Annotated in this window: 15 protein-coding genes; 9 read left to right on the top strand and 6 right to left on the bottom strand. The window is 70.7% G+C overall.

All coding sequences use genetic code 11. From position 1 onward, the window contains the following. Positions 1-303: 303 nt before the first annotated feature. Positions 304-1,845, bottom strand: a complete 1,542-nt coding sequence (locus FJ108_07640) for a VCBS repeat-containing protein (GenBank protein ID MBM4335768.1) — start codon at positions 1,843-1,845, stop codon at positions 304-306. 38 nt (positions 1,846-1,883) lie between these two features. Beyond that, entirely contained in the window at positions 1,884-3,407 is a 1,524-nt protein-coding gene (locus FJ108_07635; protein ID MBM4335767.1) for an AarF/ABC1/UbiB kinase family protein, read from the bottom strand. On the opposite strand from FJ108_07635, the gene FJ108_07630 reads away from it, so the two are divergent. The 9 genes from FJ108_07630 to FJ108_07590 all read left to right on the top strand — a co-directional run bounded on the left by FJ108_07630 (position 3,172) and on the right by FJ108_07590 (position 12,309). Then, the gene (locus FJ108_07630) at positions 3,172-4,800 is read left to right on the top strand and encodes an alpha/beta fold hydrolase (protein ID MBM4335766.1); all 1,629 of its coding nucleotides are present in this window, start codon (positions 3,172-3,174) and stop codon (positions 4,798-4,800) included. The genes FJ108_07635 and FJ108_07630 overlap by 236 nt on opposite strands. Before the next feature lie 54 nt (positions 4,801-4,854). After that, positions 4,855-5,061, top strand: a complete 207-nt coding sequence (locus tag FJ108_07625) for a hypothetical protein (GenBank protein ID MBM4335765.1) — start codon at positions 4,855-4,857, stop codon at positions 5,059-5,061. Between the two features lie 132 nt (positions 5,062-5,193). After that, positions 5,194-5,748 (top strand): sigma-70 family RNA polymerase sigma factor, encoded by a 555-nt coding sequence (locus tag FJ108_07620; protein MBM4335764.1) that lies wholly within the window; start codon positions 5,194-5,196, stop codon positions 5,746-5,748. After that, the gene (locus tag FJ108_07615; protein MBM4335763.1) at positions 5,745-6,200 is read left to right on the top strand and encodes a hypothetical protein; all 456 of its coding nucleotides are present in this window, start codon (positions 5,745-5,747) and stop codon (positions 6,198-6,200) included. Before FJ108_07620 ends, FJ108_07615 begins: the two co-directional genes overlap by 4 nt. Beyond that, complete coding sequence (locus tag FJ108_07610; protein MBM4335762.1) at positions 6,197-6,625, top strand: DUF3106 domain-containing protein; 429 nt, start codon at positions 6,197-6,199, stop codon at positions 6,623-6,625. The genes FJ108_07615 and FJ108_07610 overlap by 4 nt, the downstream gene beginning before the upstream one ends. A 35-nt stretch (positions 6,626-6,660) precedes the next feature. Continuing rightward, the gene (locus FJ108_07605) at positions 6,661-7,569 is read left to right on the top strand and encodes an SDR family NAD(P)-dependent oxidoreductase (protein ID MBM4335761.1); all 909 of its coding nucleotides are present in this window, start codon (positions 6,661-6,663) and stop codon (positions 7,567-7,569) included. Between the two features lie 24 nt (positions 7,570-7,593). Then, positions 7,594-9,135, top strand: coding sequence for a 2-isopropylmalate synthase (locus FJ108_07600; protein ID MBM4335760.1), 1,542 nt, complete (start codon positions 7,594-7,596; stop codon positions 9,133-9,135). Further along, the gene (locus FJ108_07595; protein ID MBM4335759.1) at positions 9,132-10,064 is read left to right on the top strand and encodes a hypothetical protein; all 933 of its coding nucleotides are present in this window, start codon (positions 9,132-9,134) and stop codon (positions 10,062-10,064) included. The genes FJ108_07600 and FJ108_07595 overlap by 4 nt, the downstream gene beginning before the upstream one ends. 13 nt (positions 10,065-10,077) lie before the next feature. Then, on the top strand, positions 10,078-12,309 hold the full coding sequence (locus FJ108_07590; protein MBM4335758.1) for a hypothetical protein: 2,232 nt from the start codon (positions 10,078-10,080) through the stop codon (positions 12,307-12,309). Here the strand turns inward: FJ108_07590 and FJ108_07585 are convergent. From FJ108_07585 to FJ108_07570, 4 genes are read right to left on the bottom strand one after another with little or no spacing between them, the layout of a single operon-like run. Continuing rightward, complete coding sequence (locus FJ108_07585; protein MBM4335757.1) at positions 12,300-13,652, bottom strand: (Fe-S)-binding protein; 1,353 nt, start codon at positions 13,650-13,652, stop codon at positions 12,300-12,302. The genes FJ108_07590 and FJ108_07585 overlap by 10 nt on opposite strands. Next, positions 13,541-14,899: an FAD-binding oxidoreductase gene (locus FJ108_07580; GenBank protein MBM4335756.1), complete on the bottom strand. Its 1,359-nt coding sequence runs from the start codon at positions 14,897-14,899 to the stop codon at positions 13,541-13,543. Before FJ108_07580 ends, FJ108_07585 begins: the two co-directional genes overlap by 112 nt. Continuing rightward, the gene (locus FJ108_07575; protein MBM4335755.1) at positions 14,740-16,200 is read right to left on the bottom strand and encodes an FAD-binding protein; all 1,461 of its coding nucleotides are present in this window, start codon (positions 16,198-16,200) and stop codon (positions 14,740-14,742) included. Before FJ108_07575 ends, FJ108_07580 begins: the two co-directional genes overlap by 160 nt. Beyond that, positions 16,197-17,234, bottom strand: coding sequence for a tetratricopeptide repeat protein (locus FJ108_07570; GenBank protein ID MBM4335754.1), 1,038 nt, complete (start codon positions 17,232-17,234; stop codon positions 16,197-16,199). The genes FJ108_07575 and FJ108_07570 overlap by 4 nt, the downstream gene beginning before the upstream one ends. Positions 17,235-17,315: the final 81 nt, after the last annotated feature.

Below are 17,315 nucleotides of genomic sequence, written 5' to 3'. Positions count from 1 at the left end.
GGGCTCGGAAGCGACGCCTGCGCGCGCAAGCTCGTCGACGAGGTCGGCGGTCTGCGAGCCGCGATCGAGCGCGCGCGCAAGGAGGCCGGGATCGAGAGCGAGCCAGATCCGGCGCGGCTGATCCTGCCCGCGCCGCGCAGCACCGCGGAGCAGGTTCGCGAGCTGATCCGCGGCGAAGCGCGAAATTCGCTGCTGCGCGCGCTGCTCCCCGCGGAGCTGCCGTTCGCGCTCGCGCTCGACTGGCTGCCGGTCGACGGGGCGCTCGCGTACCTGCCGCCGTACTGGATCGAGATCCGCTAGGCACTAGCGCCCGGTCTGCGCCGGGTGCTCCGAGCTGATGTGCGGAAGCGTGCCGGGAAGCAGACCCCGGTTGGTCGCGATCACGACCGGCGTCGCCGGCTTTCTCGGGTCGTAGAAGAGCAGATCCGCGAGCCCGTCGCCGTTCCAGTCGCCGCCGCGCACGCGCCCGCTGGTGGGAATCGGCTGGCCCCCGGCCAGATCCGTGGAGATGCCTTCCGGGCCGCCCAGCCAGACCTCGACGCGATCGCCGTCGCCTGGTGTGAGCAGGTCGTCGAACCCGTCGCCGTTCAAGTCGAAGTTGCCGTTCGGAACGAAGCCCTTCGGCCGCCCCGTGTCGAAGCTGATCGCGACCTCGAGCTTGCGCGAGAACCAGGGCGTCTTCGCGAACGCACCGGCGGCGTCGGACCGGTAGACGCGGATCTGCGCGTCGATCGAGCGCGTGACGAGCGCCTCGACCAGCTCGAGCACGCTGAACGGGATCGCGACGTGCAGGAGCTCGGGCCGGCCGTCCCGGTCGATGTCCACCAGCTGATCCGCGCCCCAGCCGGCGCCGCCGTCCGCGACGAAATCGGGCGCCTCCAGATTCCATACACCGCCGCGGTTCAGGTAGATGCGCGTCTCGGACTTCGCGTCGGTGAGCCCGCCCTCCATGTGCGAGACCATCAGGTCGAGCTTTCCGTCGCCCGAGACGTCGCGCGCGTCGCCGCGAACCGCGCCGGAGCCGCGAATGTGATCCTGCTCCGAGATCAACGCGAGCTTGTACTCGCGATCGGGCGCGTGGACGAAGTTTCCGTCCTCGCGCTGGAGGAAGACTCGGATCCGGTGGCGGCCCAAGCTCACGACGTCGGCCCGTCCGTCGCCGTCCACGTCGCCCACCGAGATTCGCGGCACGTCGAGCAGCAGCTGGATGTCGCTGTCGACCAGCAGCGGCCCGGGTCGCGGCGGCAGGAAGTAGTTCGCGCGCGCGCCCGCATCGAGCCGGGCACGCCGCTCGCCGCTTGGCGCGAGGAAGATCGTCTCCGCGAGCATCGGCACCAGCAGCCGGGGCTCCGGGCCGAAATCGCGGTAGATCAAGCGCAGGCGATCGAGACCCCGCTCGTCCTCGCTCGGCACCAAGGTCGAGCCGTCGACTTCGAGATCGCGGCTCGGCAGCGACGGATCCGAGAACGACAGGATCGTGAGTCCGTTCGGGCGCAGCAGCACGAGCTCGCTCCCCGGCAGCTCCAGCACGTCACCGACGTCGTACGCAGCGCTGTGTTCCGGCACCGGAATTTCGTAGCTGGGCTCCGACGAGAGCCGCCCATCCTCACCTTGACGCCAGAGCCGGAGACGGCGCGTCTCGTGCGGCGGAACTCCGGCGAAGACGACCTGCAGCAGATCGGATCTTCCGTCGCCATCGAAGTCGCCGAGCTCGGCCGCGACGGTGCGCCCGTCGCGTGGCTCGAGCCTCTGCAGCTCGAAGAGATCGTCCGGCGGAGCGGCGCTCGCGCTCGCGGACCCGAAGGACGGAAGCACGAGCAGCGCGAGAAGGATGCGCACCACCACCTGCGCATCGTAGCGCAGCGCAGCGAAGGCGGAGGAAACTAAGAAAGGCGCGGCGCGGCGCCGACCTCTTCCAGCCGTTCGCGCACCTTCTGGCGCCGCGCGATCAGCTCGCGGTGCGTGAGCGACTCGACCTCGGCCGAGATTCCCAGCGTCGCCTTCATTCCGTCGAGGTCCAGGCCGACCTTGCCGGGATCGAAGCCGAGGTCGCGCGCGATCCGCTCGCCGTGCTGGCTCGCGAAGTGCCCCCAGATCCGCGTCACCTCGGCGAACAGGTTCAGGTCGGGCGCGAGCTGCGCGATCGCGCCGTCGAGGAAGATCATGTTCTTCACGTACAGCATCAGGTGCTTGGGCAGGCGCGCGCCGTGGGCGAGCAGGCCCTTCAGAACTCCCTGGATCTCGGAGACCAGCTCCTCGCCCGACATCTCGGTCGGATCCCGGGGCGCCTGATCGAGCTTCAGCACGCCGATCAGCGCCGAGACGTCGACGTCCTCGGGCAGCGCGCCGAGATCGCGGAAGGCCTCGAGCTGCCCGCGACGGTCGTTGATCGCCCCGGTCACCATCATGCGCAGGAAGGCCAGTCGCTGCTTCTCGTCCATGCGACCGGTCATGCCGAAATCGAGCAGCGCCACGCGTCCGTCGCGCATCACGAAGAGATTGCCGCCGTGCAGATCGCCGTGGAATACGCCGTAGATCATCGCGCCCTCGAGGAACGAGATCAGGAGCGACCGCAGCACCGCCGCGGTGTCGATTCCCGCCGCGCGCATCTCGGGCGCTTCCTCGTAGCCGAAGCCCTCGAAGCGCTCCATCACCAGAACGCGGCGCGTCACGAGCTCGGGGTGCGGGCGCGGCACGATCACGACCGACGAGCCCGCGTCGCGGAGCACGCGCGCGACGTCGAGCATGTTCTCCGCCTCGAGCCGGAAGTCGAGCTCCTCGGAGATCGTCTCGGCGAAGAGCTCGACGAGCGCCGGAGGGTTCGCGAGCGCGGCGACCGGAATCCGGCCGACCAGGAACGGCGCGATCCAGGCCATCGCGCGGATGTCCTTCGCCACCAGCCGTTCGACCGACCCGCGCTGCACCTTCACCACGACCGACTCGCCGGTGCGGAGCCGCGCCGCGTGCACCTGCGCAATCGACGCCGATGCGAGACAGCTCGTGTCGAAGCTCTCGAAGACGTCGCCGAGCGGACGGCCGAGCTCGGCCTCGACCACGCGGCGGACCGCCTCGAACGGCTCCGGCGGCACCTTGTCGCGCAGCGAGCGGAACTCCGCCACGAGCTCCTCCGGGAAGAGCCCGCGTCCGGACGAGACGATCTGTCCGAGCTTGATGTACGCGGGTCCGAGCGTCTCGAACGCGCGCCGCAGCCGCCGCGAGAGGCCGGCCCGGGAGTGCGCCCCGCCGGTTCGCCGCTCGTCGAGCGACCAGAGGGCGAGCGCGCCGCCGAGCTTCCAGCCCGCGCCCAGGAATCGACCCAGCGGCGGCAGCCGGCTCCGGCGCAGCATCCCCGGCAGGCGCGACAGCGTCTCTGCGCGAAGCCCCTCGACTCCACTGCGCCATGGCATCCGCTCGGGCTCGACGCGCCAGGGCGGCAGGTCGGAGAAGGAGCCGGGCTCGGGGGGGGTCACCGCGAAGAACCTATCCCGCCGGCGATTCCGGTCCAAATCCCGCGTCGGGTATGCTGCGGGGTCGGGGGCGAAGGAGACCGCGGATGAAGTTCGAGAACGAGTTCGTCGTGCGCCGACCGGTCGCGGCCTGCGCAAGCGTCCTCGAGAGCGACGCGACGATCACCTCGCTGTTTCCCGACACGGAGATCGTCTCGAACGCCGGCGGCGTGCGGGAGACGCGCACGCGCGTGTCCGCGCTTGGCGCCGAGACGACCGTGCGCTTCAAGTTCAAGAGCCGTCCCGGCGGAGGCATGCGCTTCGAGAAGATCTGCGACGGCAAGATCTGGCGCTCGCTCGAGGGGAACATCTCGCTGGCCGCCGTGAATCCCGAGACGACGCGCGTGGTGATCGCGATGGACGGCAGCACGCGGGCGCTGGTTCCCGAATTCACGATCAAGGCGCCGATGAAGGAGCAGCTGCAGCAGATGACGCGCGCGCTCCGAGCCAGGATGGAGCAGGCCTAGGCATGCCCTTCGCCGAGGCGAGCGACGGCGCGAAGATCTTCTGGCAGGCGCAGGGCTCGGGACCGCCGCTGCTGCTCTCGAACGCCTCGTTCTCGACCCACCTGCACTGGGCCGGGCAAGTGGACGCGCTGGCCCGGTTCGCGCGCGTGGTGACCTGGGACTACCGCGGTCACGGTCTCTCCGACGCTCCGGAGCCGGCGGAGCGCTACACGCTCTCGCAGGTCGTCGAGGACCTGCGCTGCGTGCACGACGCGGCGGCCGGCGGCGAGCCCGCATTCATCGGCGGGCTCTCGGTGGGAGGGATCGTCTCGCTCTCCTACGCGCGCGCGCACCGCGAACGCGTGAGGGCGCTCCTGCTCTTCAACACCGGGCCCGGGTTCAAGAACCCCGAGGCGCTCGCGCAGTGGGAGTCGATGCTCGAGCGCGCCGCGGCGAAGATGGGCGAGGTCGGGCTCGAGAAGTACCTGGAGGGCTCGCGCGCGCAGGCCGAGCTGCTCGGGCTCCACCCCGAGACGGCGCAGGCGGCGGAGGCGCGGAGGGGAATCCTGCGCGCGGGCGTCCCGGGGCTGCAGCGCTTCGCGCGCGGGGTGGCCGGGCCGGTGCCGAACCTGGTCGACGTGCTGCACGAGATCGACCTGCCCGCGCTCGTCCTGGTCGGCGAGCACGACGCGAACTTCCAGCGCGCGTCTCACGTCATGGCCGCCAAGCTGCCGAGGGCCGTCCGCGTCGAGATTCCCGGCGCCGGCCACGTGCTGAACCTGGATCAGCCCGAGGCGTTCGTGCGCGAGGTCGAGCGCTTCGTCCGGTCGACTCGCGACGGGCTTTGACCCTGCGCGGCCGCCTGTGGTCTACTTGTCCGGCCTTTCAGCCAGGAGACGCCTGTGAAGTTCATCGTCCTCGTCATGCTCGGCATGATCGCCGGCTCGGTCCTCGTCGAGATGGTCCTCCCGCAGGGCACCAAGGATCGGCTCGGCTCGATGATCTGCTGGGGAATGATGGCGATCACGATGACGTTCCTGGGCCTGTCCACGGTCGGCCTGCTGATCGCGACCTGGGTCCAGTTCATCAAGCCTGCGATCTCGGGCTGAGCCTGAAGGCTCGCCCGACTTCGCCCTGCCCCTGCCGGTCGGCGAGCGCGCGACCCGCACCCCGGCCGCGCAACCCGAGCAGGTTCGGCGGGTTCCACGGGCTGAAGGTCGTTCGGGGGTGCGCGGCGGCGGATGGTCGACGATGACGCCCGGCTCATGCTGGCCTTTCGGGACGGCGACCGGCGCGCGTTTGAGGCCCTCTTCAGCCGCTACACCCCGCGCATACTGACCTTCCTCACGAGGCTGGTTCGGGACCGTGCCCGCGCCGAGGAGCTGACGCAGGACGTGTTCGTGCGCATCTACAACGCCGCGGATCGCTACCAGGCCAGTGCGCGGTTCTCCACCTGGATCTTCGGGATCGCGCACAACCTGGCGCTGAACGAGCTCTCTCGGGCGCACCGGCGCCACGAAAGGCCCGCGACCGATCTCGACCTGGCCGGCCAGGTCGACCCGGCGCCCGGCGTGGACGATCGACTCGAGGCCGACCGCAAACGGCAGCAGATCGAGCGGGCGCTGGCGAAGCTGCCGGAGCGGCAGCGCGCGGCCCTCTTGCTGCGCAGCGAGCAGGGGCTCGACTACAGCGAGATCGCGCTGGCCCTGGAAACCACCGTTCCGAGCGTCAAGAGCCTGATCCACCGCGCCCGCGAGACTCTGCTCGCGGAGCTGGGAAGCGAGACCTCACCATGACCTGCTCGGAGCGCCGCGCGCAGCTGGTCGCGTACCAGGACGAAGAGCTCGAGGCGACCGAGCGCCGCGAGCTCGAGGCGCACCTCGAGGGCTGTGCGGTCTGCCGGGCGGCGCTATCGACGGAGCGCGAGCTGTCGCGCGCGCTCGGCTCGCTGCCGGCGATCGAGCCGCCGGCGAGCTTCGAGGCTCGCTTCTGGGCGCGGATCGCGCGCGAGCAGGAGCCTCCGCGCGTCGGGGTCGCGCGCTTGCTGACGCGGCGGCTGGCGCTCGCACTCGGCGGGGCCGCGGCCGTGACCGCGGCCGTGGTTCTGGCTCTGCGCGGACGCACCCCGCCCGAGACCGACCTGCCGATCGTCTCGAGCACGCGGGACCTCGAGCTGCTCGAGGATCCCGATCTCGAGCTGATCGAGATGGTCGACGTTCTCCTCGCGCTCGAGGGGGACCAGGGATGACCCCGTGCGCGGTCGGCCCCGCGGCGGGCAGAAGCGCCGTCAGTCGGCGCGGCTTCCTGCGCGCCTGCGCATTCGCCCTCGCGGGCGGCGCATGGCCCGCGCGCGCCGACGAGAAGTCGCCGGATCGCTCTGCGCGGGAGCGCTGGAAGAAGCTCTCGCCGAAGCAGCGCGAGAAGGTTCGCGAGCGCTACCAGAAGTTCGAGAAGCTCCCGCCGAAGGAGCAGGCCCGGGTGCGCAAGAACCTGGAGCGCTGGCAGAAGCTCTCTCCGGACCAGAGGAAGGCGGCGCGCGAGCGCTACAAGCGCTGGCGCGAGCTTCCGCCCGAGAAACGCGATCAGCTGCGAGAGCGCTGGCGGGAGCTCACGCCGGAGCAGCGCAAGGAGCTGCGCAAGCGCCGCGGCCAGCGCAAGGCGGAGCCGTCCTGACGTAGAATGGGCCCGGAATCATGGAGGGCTTGGCGATGGGCGTTCTGGACGGAAAGGTGGCGATCGTGACCGGCGCGGGCCGCGGCATCGGCCGGGAGATCGCGCTCGATTTCGCGCGCAACGGCGCGAAGGTGGTCGTGAACGACCTGGGCGGCAACGCGGACGGCAGCGGCTCCGGGAAGGTCGCCGACGACGTGGTGGCCGAGATCGCGAAGCTCGGTGGCAAGGCCGTGGCGAACTACGACTCGGTCGCGACCATGGCAGGGGGGCTGTCGATCTTCCAGACCGCGATCTCCGCGTTCGGCGCCTGCGACATCCTGGTGAACAACGCCGGGATCCTGCGCGACAAGACGATCTTCAACATGGACGAGAGCGACTGGGACGCGGTCATCGCCGTCCACCTGAAGGGCCACTTCTGCTGCACGCAGCCGTTCGCACGCTACATCCGCGAGACGAACCGGCGCGGCTGCCGGATCATCAACTTCTCGTCGGTCTCGGGGCTGTTCGGGAACTTCGGACAGTCGAACTACGGCGCGGCGAAGTCGGGCATCGCCGGCTTCGCGAGGGTGCTTGCGCTGGAGCTTGCGAAGTACGGCTGCACGGTGAACACGATCTCGCCCGGCGCCGCGACGCGCATGACGATCCCGCTCATGGAGGGCCGCGGCGCACAGGTGGACCTCGAGAACCCGCTGACCGGCCCGCAGCAGATCGCGCCGGTCGTGAGCTGGCTCTGCTCGGAGGCGGCGCAGGAGTTCACCGGCCAGATCATCCACGTGATGCGCGGCCAGCTCGCGATCATGCAGCAGCCGGCGCTGATCCGCGATTTCTCGACCGACCACCTCTGGAGGCAGGACGACCTCGACCGGGTCATGCCCGCGTTGCTGGCCGCCAAGAAGGCGCACGACGAGCGTGCCAAGAAGGAAGCCGAGCCCGAGCCGATCTAGCCGGGGTTGCGTTAGCCTAGCGGAATGCCCCCCCCGCTGATCCAGATCATGGACACGACGCTTCGCGACGGCGAGCAGACGCCGGGCGTCGCGTACGCTCCCTCGGAGAAGCTCGAGCTCGCGAGGCTTCTACTCGACTCGGTTCGCGTCGATCGGATCGAGATCGCGCAGGTCTTCGTCTCGGAGGGCGAGGTCGAGGCGGTGAAGCGGATCTCCGCCTGGGCGCGCAAGAACGGCTGTGCGGAGCGCAGCGAGATCCTCGGACTGGTCGACGGGCGCCGGTCGGTCGACTGGATCGTCGCCCACGGCGGCGGCGCGGTGAACCTGCTCACGAAGGGCTCGCGCCGCCACTGCGAGGGACAGCTCCGCAAGACGCCGGAGCTGCACTTCAAGGAGATCGCCGAGACGATCCGCTACGCGCGCTCGAGAAAGCTCGTCGTGAACGTCTACCTGGAGGACTGGTCGCAGGGCGTTCGCGACAGCTTCGACTACGTCTTCGGCCACGTGCAGAACCTGACGGGCCTGGGTGTGCGACGCGTCTATCTGCCCGACACGCTCGGTGTGATGACTCCGGACGACGTCACTCGCTACGTGGGCCTGATGACGCGGACCTGGCCCGAGATCCACTTCGAGTTCCACGGACACGGCGACTACGGACTCGCCGCCGCGAACTGCATCGCAGCGGTCTCCGCCGGTGCGCGAGGCGTGCACACCAGCGTGAATGGAATGGGCGAGCGCGCGGGCAACACGCGGCTCGCGGAGGTCGTCGCCGCGCTGCACGACCTGACGCCGTTCCGCACCGGCGTGGACGAGCGCAGGCTCGTCGCCGTCTCCGAGATCGTCGCGACGCTCTCCGGCAAGGCGATCGCCGACAACACGCCGGTCGTCGGTCGCGACGTGTTCACGCAGACCGCCGGAATCCACGCGGACGGCGATGCCAAGGCCGAGCTCTACCTGACGCGGCTCTCGCCCGGGCGCTTCGGTCGCCGACGCCGCTACGCGTTGGGGAAGATGGCGGGCAAGGCCTCGATCGACCAGAACCTGAAGGCGCTCGGCATCAAGCTGCCGGCGGAGAAGCGCGACCTGGTGCTGCGCCGGATCGTCGAGCTCGGCGACAAGAAGCACATCGTCACGCCAGAGGACCTGCCGCTGATCATCGCGGACGTGCTGAAGACTCCCGGCGAATCCCTGGTTCGGATCGAGCGCTACGAGTTCCACTCCGAGAGCGACGGCGAGCCGCGGGCCTCGGTCTCGCTGCGCTATCGCGGCAAGCTCGTGACGGCCTCCGCCTCCGGAGACGGCGGCTACGACTCCTTCATGAAGGCGCTCGCCAAGGCCGTGCGCGGCTTCGACCTGAAGCTGCCGCAGCTGGTCGACTACAAGGTTCGGATCCCGCCCGGCGGAAAGACGGGGGCGTTGGTCGAGACGCTGATCAGCTGGCAGACGAGCGCGCGCGCGCAGCCGTTCAGCACGATCGGGGTCGATCCGGATCAGCTGGCGGCTGCCGTGATCGCGACGGAGAAGATGCTGAACCTGATCGCGGCGCGGCGGAAAGCACGACCTTGACCCGCGCGCGAGCGGGGCTCGCGGCCCGGACGCTCGCCTGCGCCGCGCTCGCGAGCGCATGCGCGAGCACCGAGCCGCCGGCTGCGCTGGCGCCGACGCAGGATCTGCTCGAAGTGGTCGCGGTCGTGAGGCTGCACGTCGACGACGACACGTACCGCTTTGCGCCGGCGCGCGACTTCACCGGGAAGAACGTCTTCCGCGTCTCGTTCGAACGGCTCGAGTCGCTGGAGACCGCGCATCCCGAGAAGCTGGCCTCGGGCTACGCGACCGACGTGGTCTGGTTCACCAAGGCGCGCGCGCTCGAGCGCATCGGCGAGTACGACCTGGCGCGGCGCCACTACGCGCGCGTCACCGATCTCGGCTCGGAGCTGGCCGATGCCGCGCGCGCGGGGCGGGACGTGAACGCGCGGCTCGAGGACGCTCGGATGCTGGCACCCTCACCCGAGGCGACGCCCGAGCAGGCCGCCGACGCCCGGGCGACGCAGCGCGAGGTGCTCGGCGCGCTGCGCTCGGAGGTCGCGACCACGCACTGGCGCCACGTCGTCGACGAGGAGCTCGAGCGCGTCGACGTCGACGAGGCCGCGACGCTCGCTGCACACGCGGCGCTCGACCCGCGCTACGAGGCCGCCGCGCTGCAGAGCGCTCAAGCGCTGGTGCGGGTCCACGGCGAGAGCAAGTACCACAACCGCCACCTGCTCGCGCTCGGCGATCTGTACGCGGCATTCTCGCGCAGGTACGCGCAGCGGTTTCCGCCGCCGTCGCTCGGCTTCGACGCGACCACCTTCGACGAGTACGCACACGGTGCGACGCGCGTCTACGAGGTCGTCGCGCAGCAGGACGGCAGCGTCGAGAAGCTGGAGGGCGCGCACAAGCTCGAGGCCTTCCTCGGCTTCACCATGCAGGTGCACGAGGAACGTGTCCCGCGCTAGGCTCGCCTTCACCTTGGTGCTCGCGGTCTGCGCGTGCGCGTGCACGCGCGCGCCGACACCCGCAGAGCTGCAGCCGCGTCGGGACGCGCGCCCGGCGCGATCGCCGCTTCCCGACGACGCCGAACGCATTGCCGTGCGTGTCGCTGCCGCTGCGCTCGCTGGCCGAACCGACCAGGCGCTGTCGCGAAGCGCAGCGCTCGAGCGCGAGGAGAAGCTGCGAAAACAGCGAGCCGAAGCACCCTCGGGTCTGGTCGACAACGCGGCGGAGGTCGTGGCCGCCTGCGACGGCAGCGACACCTTCCCGGCGCATTCACGCACTCTGCTCGCGCGCGACGATCTGGATCCCGCAATCCGGCTTCGCCTGGAGCGGGTGATCGCGAGCGACCCGCTCGAGAGCGCGAACGCGGATCTCGCCGCGGACCGGCGCTTCAGGGCGGGCGCGCTCGTGAACCGGATCGTCGAGCCGGCGTCGAAGCTCCTGCTCACCGGCCTGCTGAATCCGATCGACGCGACTCGGACGCTGCTCGCGACGCTTCTCACGGCGCACAAGTTGCCTCGAGCGAGCGTTCGCGAGCGGCGAGCGCTGCGCGCATGGGACGATTGGCTGGCGCGCCATCCGGACGATCCGCGCGCTCGCGAGATCGCCGCGCGCGCGCAGCGCTACCGCGCGAAGCTCGAAGCCGAGCGCTACGAGCGCGCGCTCGCGGGCGCGGAGGAGGCGCTGGAAGCGCGCGAGCTCGAGCGCGCGCGGATCCTGGCGGGGCGAGCGCTCGCGAGCCGGCCCGAGAGCGAGCCCGCTGCGAAGCTCTTCGAGCGTTCCAGCGCAGGTCTCGCGAGCCGCGACGCGCAGGTGCGCAGCTCGCTCCAGATGCACGAGCTCGCGCCGCCGAGCCTGGAAACGAGCTCGCGCGACGCGTATCTCGAACTCGCGCGCGAGGCGCTCGTGGCTGCGGCGGAGCCTCTTGCCGCCCGCGCGGCAGGCTGGCGAGCGGACGGCGCGCCGCCGCATATCGGCGGCGAGCTCGCGTTCCTGTCCAGCTTCGGCCCGCTCGCGCGCGGCGACGAGGACGGCTTCTTCGCGACGCTTGGCGAGGTCCCGAAGCTCGCCCCCAAGGGTGACTCCGTGTCGCGACAGGCCGTCGCGATCCTCACGGATCCGGACCAGAACCCGTACGCCGTCTACCGCGCCGCGGCGACGGCCGACCGTCGCGCGCGGCTCGCCTGGCTCGCGCTCGGCCCGCATGCGAACGGGCCGCGGCACCGCGATCTGCCGCGGCCGCTCGAGTACCTGCTCGATCTGCCCGGCACCGCGATCTCACTCGTCACCTTCCCATTGCGGCTGATCCAGTACCCGACCGCGAGCGCGCGCTTCGGGCAGGGCGTGTTGATCGCGGGCGAGCGCTACACCGTGCGGCGTCCACACGGGCAGCACGCCCCGGAGATCGACCGAGATCTCGCCTCCCGCTACGCGGCGCGGGGACAGTTCGGCGCAGCGCTGCGACACGAGCAGGCGCTCGCCGATCCTGATCCGGAGCGGATCGCGAGCCATCGCGAGAAGATCGCCGAGCAGATGCTCTCCGGTGTCGAGCGGGAGAAGCGCATCGACATGAAGCTCGCCCTGCTCGTCGCGATCGCGCGCGAGTACCCGGACACGGAGTCTGGAGCGCGCGCGCGGGAGCGCTTCATCGCAGAGAAGCGCGCCGTCACCCCGCAGCGAATCAGGCTCACCCACGGATTCCTGGTCGAGCACCCGGAGCTCTGGGCTCCGGGAATGCTCGGGCTGAATCCCGAGCTTCTCGACGGCGCGACGCGAAACGGCGAGATCGCCGCGGCGGGCGTCGTGCTGGTCGGCCGGAGCGCCATCGAGATCTCGCTCGAGGATCGCGAGCCGGCTCTGGCCCAGATCCCGGCCGACGACTTCGCGCGTTTCGCGGCGCGTCTGGAGCAGATCAGCTACGCGAGCCTGACACGCGATCCTCGCGAATCCCCGAGCAGCGACGCGGCTCGGGACGCGTTCCTCGCGTCCGCGCGCCTCGGGACGGTCGATGCGCCGGATCTTCGCCCGTCCGCGCGCTCCGAAGCCGTCTACCGGAGCACGCACGAGAAACACGGCTTCGTGAACGCGCGCGAGAGCATCCTTCCGGTCGATCTCGTGCTGCAGGGCGGCGTCGAATCCCTGGGGCTGGCCGCATTTCCACGCATCCGCCTGCCGCAAGCGCCCGCGGACGCCCTGCTCTACGACTGACGCGAATCTGCGTAGGCGCGCGCGAGCAGCTCGATCGGGTGCAGCACCTCGACCGGCAGCCGCGAGGCTCGCACACCCGCGCCGATCTGCAGCAGACAGCCCGGATTTCCGCTGACGACGGCCTCGGGCGCGGTGTCGCGGATCGCCTGGATCTTGCGCTCGAGCAGACGCGCGGACATCGCCGGCTGCGTCAGGTTGTAGATCCCGGCCGCGCCGCAGCAGTCGCGGCAGCCCGGCAGGTCGAACAGGTCGAGCTCCGGGATCGCGCGCAGCAAATCCCGCGGCGCCGCGGCGACGCGCTGGCCGTGGAGGAGATGGCACGGATCGTCGTAGGCGACGCGCATCGCAAGCGGCCGCGGGGTCTCGCGCAGCCCGACCTCGGCGAGAAACTCCGTCACGTCCCGAACCTTGCGCGCGAGACCGTCGCCCGACTCGCGAAGTGCCGCGCCACAGCCGGCCGAGTTCAGGATCAGCGCATCGATCCCGTCGAGCCGGAAGGCCGCGACATTGGCGGCGTGCAGTCTCTCCGCGGCTTCCGGATCGCCCGCGTGCAGGTGGAGCGCGCCGCAACAGCCCTGCCCCGTCGGGACCTCGACCTCGAAGCCGTTTCGCGCGAGCACCTCGATCGTCGCCGCGTTCACCGGGCCGAAGACCTCCGGCATCAGGCAGCCCGAGAAGAAGGCGACGCGCCCGCGCCGCGCGCCCCGCGCGGGGATCAGGAGTGGCGCCCGATGCGAATCGGGAAGCGTCGGCAGGATGCGCTCCATCCGCGCGAGCGGCGGGACGAGCCCGAGCAGTCGCGATGCGCGCAGCACGCGCTGCATGCCGCTGCGTTGATAGACGCGAAGCGCTCCGACGAGCGCGCGCAGCACGCCTTTCGACGCGACGACCCGGCGCAGCGCGATCCTCGCCGCGAAGCGACGCACGCGACCGCGAGCACCGCGCACGTCGATCTCGGCGCGCATGCCCTCGAGCAGGTGGCCGTAACGCACTCCGGCCGGGCAGGCCGACTCGCAGGCTCGGCATCCCAGGCAGAGGCTCATCTCGTCGACGACCAGCTCGTCGAGCGGGATGCGCTCCTCGGCGACGCCGCGCATCAGGTAGATGCGACCGCGCGGCGAGCTCGACTCCCTTCCGGTCTCCTGGTAGGTCGGGCAGTGCGGCAGGCAGAGGCCGCAGTGGACACAGTCGAGTGTCGCCTGGTAGTCGATCAGGCTCGGCTCCGCCAAGGCTAGATCCCCCCGACGAAGCGACCGGGCGCGAGCACGCGCCGCGGATCGAAGCGCGCCTTCAGCGCGCGCATCAGCGCAAGCGACCCGGGCGGCGGTCCGAAGACGTCGCACGGGGCGGGCCCGGCGTCCGGCGCGCGCTCCGCGACGAAGAGCGCGTCCAGCCGCTCCGCCGCTTCGAAGAGCCGCGGCAGCTCGGAGTCGTCGACCTCTGCGACCACCGAGCCCGCGCTCGGCAGGACCACGCGGAGCGAAGCGAGGCCCACCACTCCCGCGGTGGCGAGGCACAAGTCCAAGGCGTCGCTCGGGCGCGCGGACAGACGGACACGCGCACGACCCGCCGGGGGCGCCGTCGCGAGAGAATGCCGCAACCGCCCCCAGCGTTCGGGCGGAACCTCGTCGCCCGGAATCCGCGCCGCGTGCTGCTCGACCGCCCGCGTGTCGCCGACGATCCTGGTGACGAGCTGCACGCCGGAGCCGTCGGGAATCAGAGCCGCGCCCGCGGACGGGAACGGAGCCGCGCAGCTCGAGAACGCCTGGATTCCCGCCTCGAGCGACGGAAAGCGGGCGACGGCGATCCGCTCTCGCTCCGGCGCCGCACGCAGGCGCAGGGTCGCGCGCGTGATCACGCCGAGCGTGCCGAGGGATCCGCAGTAGAGCCGCACCAGGTCGAAGCCGGTCACGTTCTTCACGACCCGTCCGCCGGCGAAGGCCAGCTCGCCGTTGGCGAGCGCGACCTCGATGCCGAGCACCTCGTTTGCGAGGCGTCGATCGAGCGACCACTCGGGACGAAGCGGATCCGACGCGAGCGCGCCACCGACCGTCCCCTCGGGCGTGAGCTCCGCGAGCAGGCTCGTCTTTCCCAGGGCTCCGAGCCTGAGCGCGAGCTCGCCGACCCGCACGCCCGCGTCGATCGTCGCGATGCCCTCGTCGGCGTCGATCTCGATCCGCTCTCGGATTCGCCCGAGGTCGAGCCGAATGCACGAAGCCGCGGCGAGCGGATTGCCCAGGTGTTGCCGCGTTCCCGCGCCATGCGCGACGACCGCGAGCTCCCGCTCCGCCGCAATGCGCAGGCAGGCGGCGAGCTCGCGCGCGTGCTTCGGGCGAACGATCCCGCGAACGCCTGCCCCCGCGAGTCGAAGCGCTGCCGGTCGTTCGACGTGCGCGACGCCGACGATCGCCTCGAACGCAGCGATCACGGCTAGAAGCTCACGTGCTCGTAGCCGCGGTGCCGCGGATTGCTCTCCGCGCACGCCCGCGGCGCCGGAATCTGCTTTCCGGGATTGCAGCGGTCGATCGGGTCGAAGGCGTCGTGCACCCAGTGCATCGGCGCGAGGTCCGCCTCGGAGTACATCAGGCACATGTAGTCGCGTTTCTCGAGCCCGATCCCGTGCTCGCCCGAGAGCACGCCGCCCGCATCGATGCAGATGCGCAGGATCGCTTCACCGAGCGCGCGCACCGTGCGAAGCTGCTCGGGATCGCGCCGGTCGAAGCTGATGTTCGGGTGCAGATTCCCGTCGCCGGCATGCAGGATGTTCGCGATCCGAATGCCCCGGGCCTCGGCCGCGGCGTCGATCGCATCGACCACCTCCGGCAGCTTCGTCCGCGGCACGACCGCGTCCTGCACGTACAGATCCGGCGCCAGCCTCCCCATCGCGCCGAACGCTCCCTTGCGTCCGCGCCAGAGCGCGAGCCTCTCGGCCTCGTCGCGCGCGACGCGAACCTCGACGGCCCGGCCCGCGCTGCAGATCTCGCGGATGCGGTCGCGTTCGGATCCGACCGAGACCTCGGGCCCATCGAGCTCGACGAGCAGCACCGCGCGCGCGTCGCGCGGATAGCCGGCCGCGTACACCGACGCCTCGACCGCGTCGATCGTGCGATCGTCGATCAGCTCGAGCGCAGACGGCACGATTCCACTCGCGATGATCGTCGAGACCGCCGCGCACGCGTCGCGAAGGCTCGCGAATCCGGCGAGCAGCGTGCAGACCGCCTCGGGCAGCGGCAGCAGCCGGACGGTCGCGGAGCAGACGATTCCGAGCGTTCCCTCCGAGCCGACGAAGAGGCCGCGCAGGTCGTAGCCGTGCGCGTGACCATCGCGGCGCCCGAGCCGCACGACGCTGGCGTCCGGAAGGACGACCTCGAGCTCGAGCACGTGCGGGCTCGTGGTCCCGTATTTCAGGGTGTGCGGGCCGCCGCTGTTCTCGGCGACGTTTCCGCCGATCGTGCAGGCAGACTGGCTCGACGGATCCGGAGCGTAGAAGAGGCCGAGCGGACGGACCGCGTGGGAGAGATGCTCGTTGATCACGCCCGGCTGCACGGTCGCGGTCCGATTGGTGGCGTCGATCTCGAGCACGCGGTCCATCCGGGCGCACTCGATCATCACGCAGCCGTTCACCGGAGTCGCGCCGCCGGAGAGCCCGGTGCCCGCGCCACGCGGCACGTACGGCACCCCCGCCTCGTTGCAGGCCCGGACGATCGCGGACACGGACTCGGCCGTGGTCGGGAACGCGACGCAGAGGGGCGCGCCGCGCTCCAGCGTCAGCCCGTCGGACTCGTACGAGAAGAGCTCCGCCGGTCGGGTCAGAACCTCGACAACGTCGGGGAGCGCGCGCAGGCGCTGCGCGAGCCCGATCGCCCCGGACGCAGCCACGACCCGCCTCAGGCGAGTCCGAGGCGCTCGACCTCTTCCTCGTCCATGCCGAGGAAGTGGCCGATTTCGTGCTTCACGGTGATCTGGATCTGCTCCACGAGATCGTCGTGGTCCTTCGCGATCCGCTCGAGATTGCGCTTGAAGAGCAGGATCCGGTCCATGTCGACGCGCTGGAGCGTGCCCAGCGTGGGGCTCGCACCGACCTCGGTCGCGGGCACGCCCAGGAACAGCCCGAGGACCTGCGGCGATACGTACTCGCGCTTCACGATCTCGTCGCTCGGCAGGTCCTCGATGATCACCGGGCAGTTCTCTGCGTACTTGTGGATCGTCTCGGGCAGGCTCTTCAGCGCCTGCTCGGCCGCGGCCTCGAACTCGGCGGCGCCGATCCGGATCGGCAGCGGGTAGAGCTCTGGCGCCAGGCGAGCGGCCTTCGCGAAGAGCCGCTCCGCCTCTTCGAGCCGGCCGGCATGCTCGGCGACGAGGGCCAGGTGGTAGGTGCTGTGGGCGCACTCGGGCTCGAGCGCGAGCGCCCGCTCGAGCGAGCGCCGGGCCTCGTCGAACTGCCCGATCTCGAACAGAACCTGCCCTTCGAAGCCGCGGTAGATGCCCACCTCTCCCTGGATCTTGATCGCACGCCGGAGCAGGAAGAGCGCCCCCTCCAGGTCGTCCAGGTAGAAGAGGGCCTTCGCCTTCAGGTAGTAGACCTCCGCCTCGACGGGCTTCTCGAGCGCGGACTGGAGCAGGTCGTCGGCAAGATCGAGGGCCTCTTCGAACTCCTGGAACTCCTCGATCAGAATCTCGATCCGGTTCAGCTGGCTGGGCTGGTAGTCGGCCTCGGCCTCGAGCGCGCGCTCGAACTCCTGGAGCGCCTCCTCGTGTCGACCGCTGTCCCAGAACAGCTCTCCACGGCTGTTGTGGGCCTCCGCCCCTTCTGGGTTGGCCTTCAGAGCCTCGTTCAACCAGGCCAGCGCCTCGTCCGGCTGCCCGTTTGAGGAGGCTTCCATGGCCTGGTCCAGACAATCCCAATAGCGTTCTCGATCGAGCATGTGCGTGCCCCCTGGACCGCGCGCGAGTCTAGCAAACCTCGAACTCGCGCTGCTCGCCGGACCACCGTCGATGAAATCTCG

This window comes from Deltaproteobacteria bacterium, from assembly GCA_016875225.1.
Lineage (GTDB): Bacteria > Myxococcota_A > UBA9160 > SZUA-336 > SZUA-336 > VGRW01.
The sequence above is the reverse complement of the archived record's forward strand: the minus strand, read 5'-3'. Positions and strand labels throughout refer to the sequence as shown.

Bases quoted from the DNA above. Each gene is read 5' to 3' on its own strand.
- FJ108_07600 (MBM4335760.1), top strand. From the start codon at position 7,594: ATGCCCCCCCCGCTGATCCAGATCATGGACACGACGCTTCGCGACGGC.
- FJ108_07570 (MBM4335754.1), bottom strand. From the start codon at position 17,234: ATGCTCGATCGAGAACGCTATTGGGATTGTCTGGACCAGGCCATGGAA.
- FJ108_07605 (MBM4335761.1), top strand. From the start codon at position 6,661: ATGGGCGTTCTGGACGGAAAGGTGGCGATCGTGACCGGCGCGGGCCGC.
- FJ108_07620 (MBM4335764.1), top strand. From the start codon at position 5,194: ATGGTCGACGATGACGCCCGGCTCATGCTGGCCTTTCGGGACGGCGAC.
- FJ108_07615 (MBM4335763.1), top strand. From the start codon at position 5,745: ATGACCTGCTCGGAGCGCCGCGCGCAGCTGGTCGCGTACCAGGACGAA.
- FJ108_07630 (MBM4335766.1), top strand. From the start codon at position 3,172: ATGTACGCGGGTCCGAGCGTCTCGAACGCGCGCCGCAGCCGCCGCGAG.
- FJ108_07610 (MBM4335762.1), top strand. From the start codon at position 6,197: ATGACCCCGTGCGCGGTCGGCCCCGCGGCGGGCAGAAGCGCCGTCAGT.
- FJ108_07635 (MBM4335767.1), bottom strand. From the start codon at position 3,407: ATGCCATGGCGCAGTGGAGTCGAGGGGCTTCGCGCAGAGACGCTGTCG.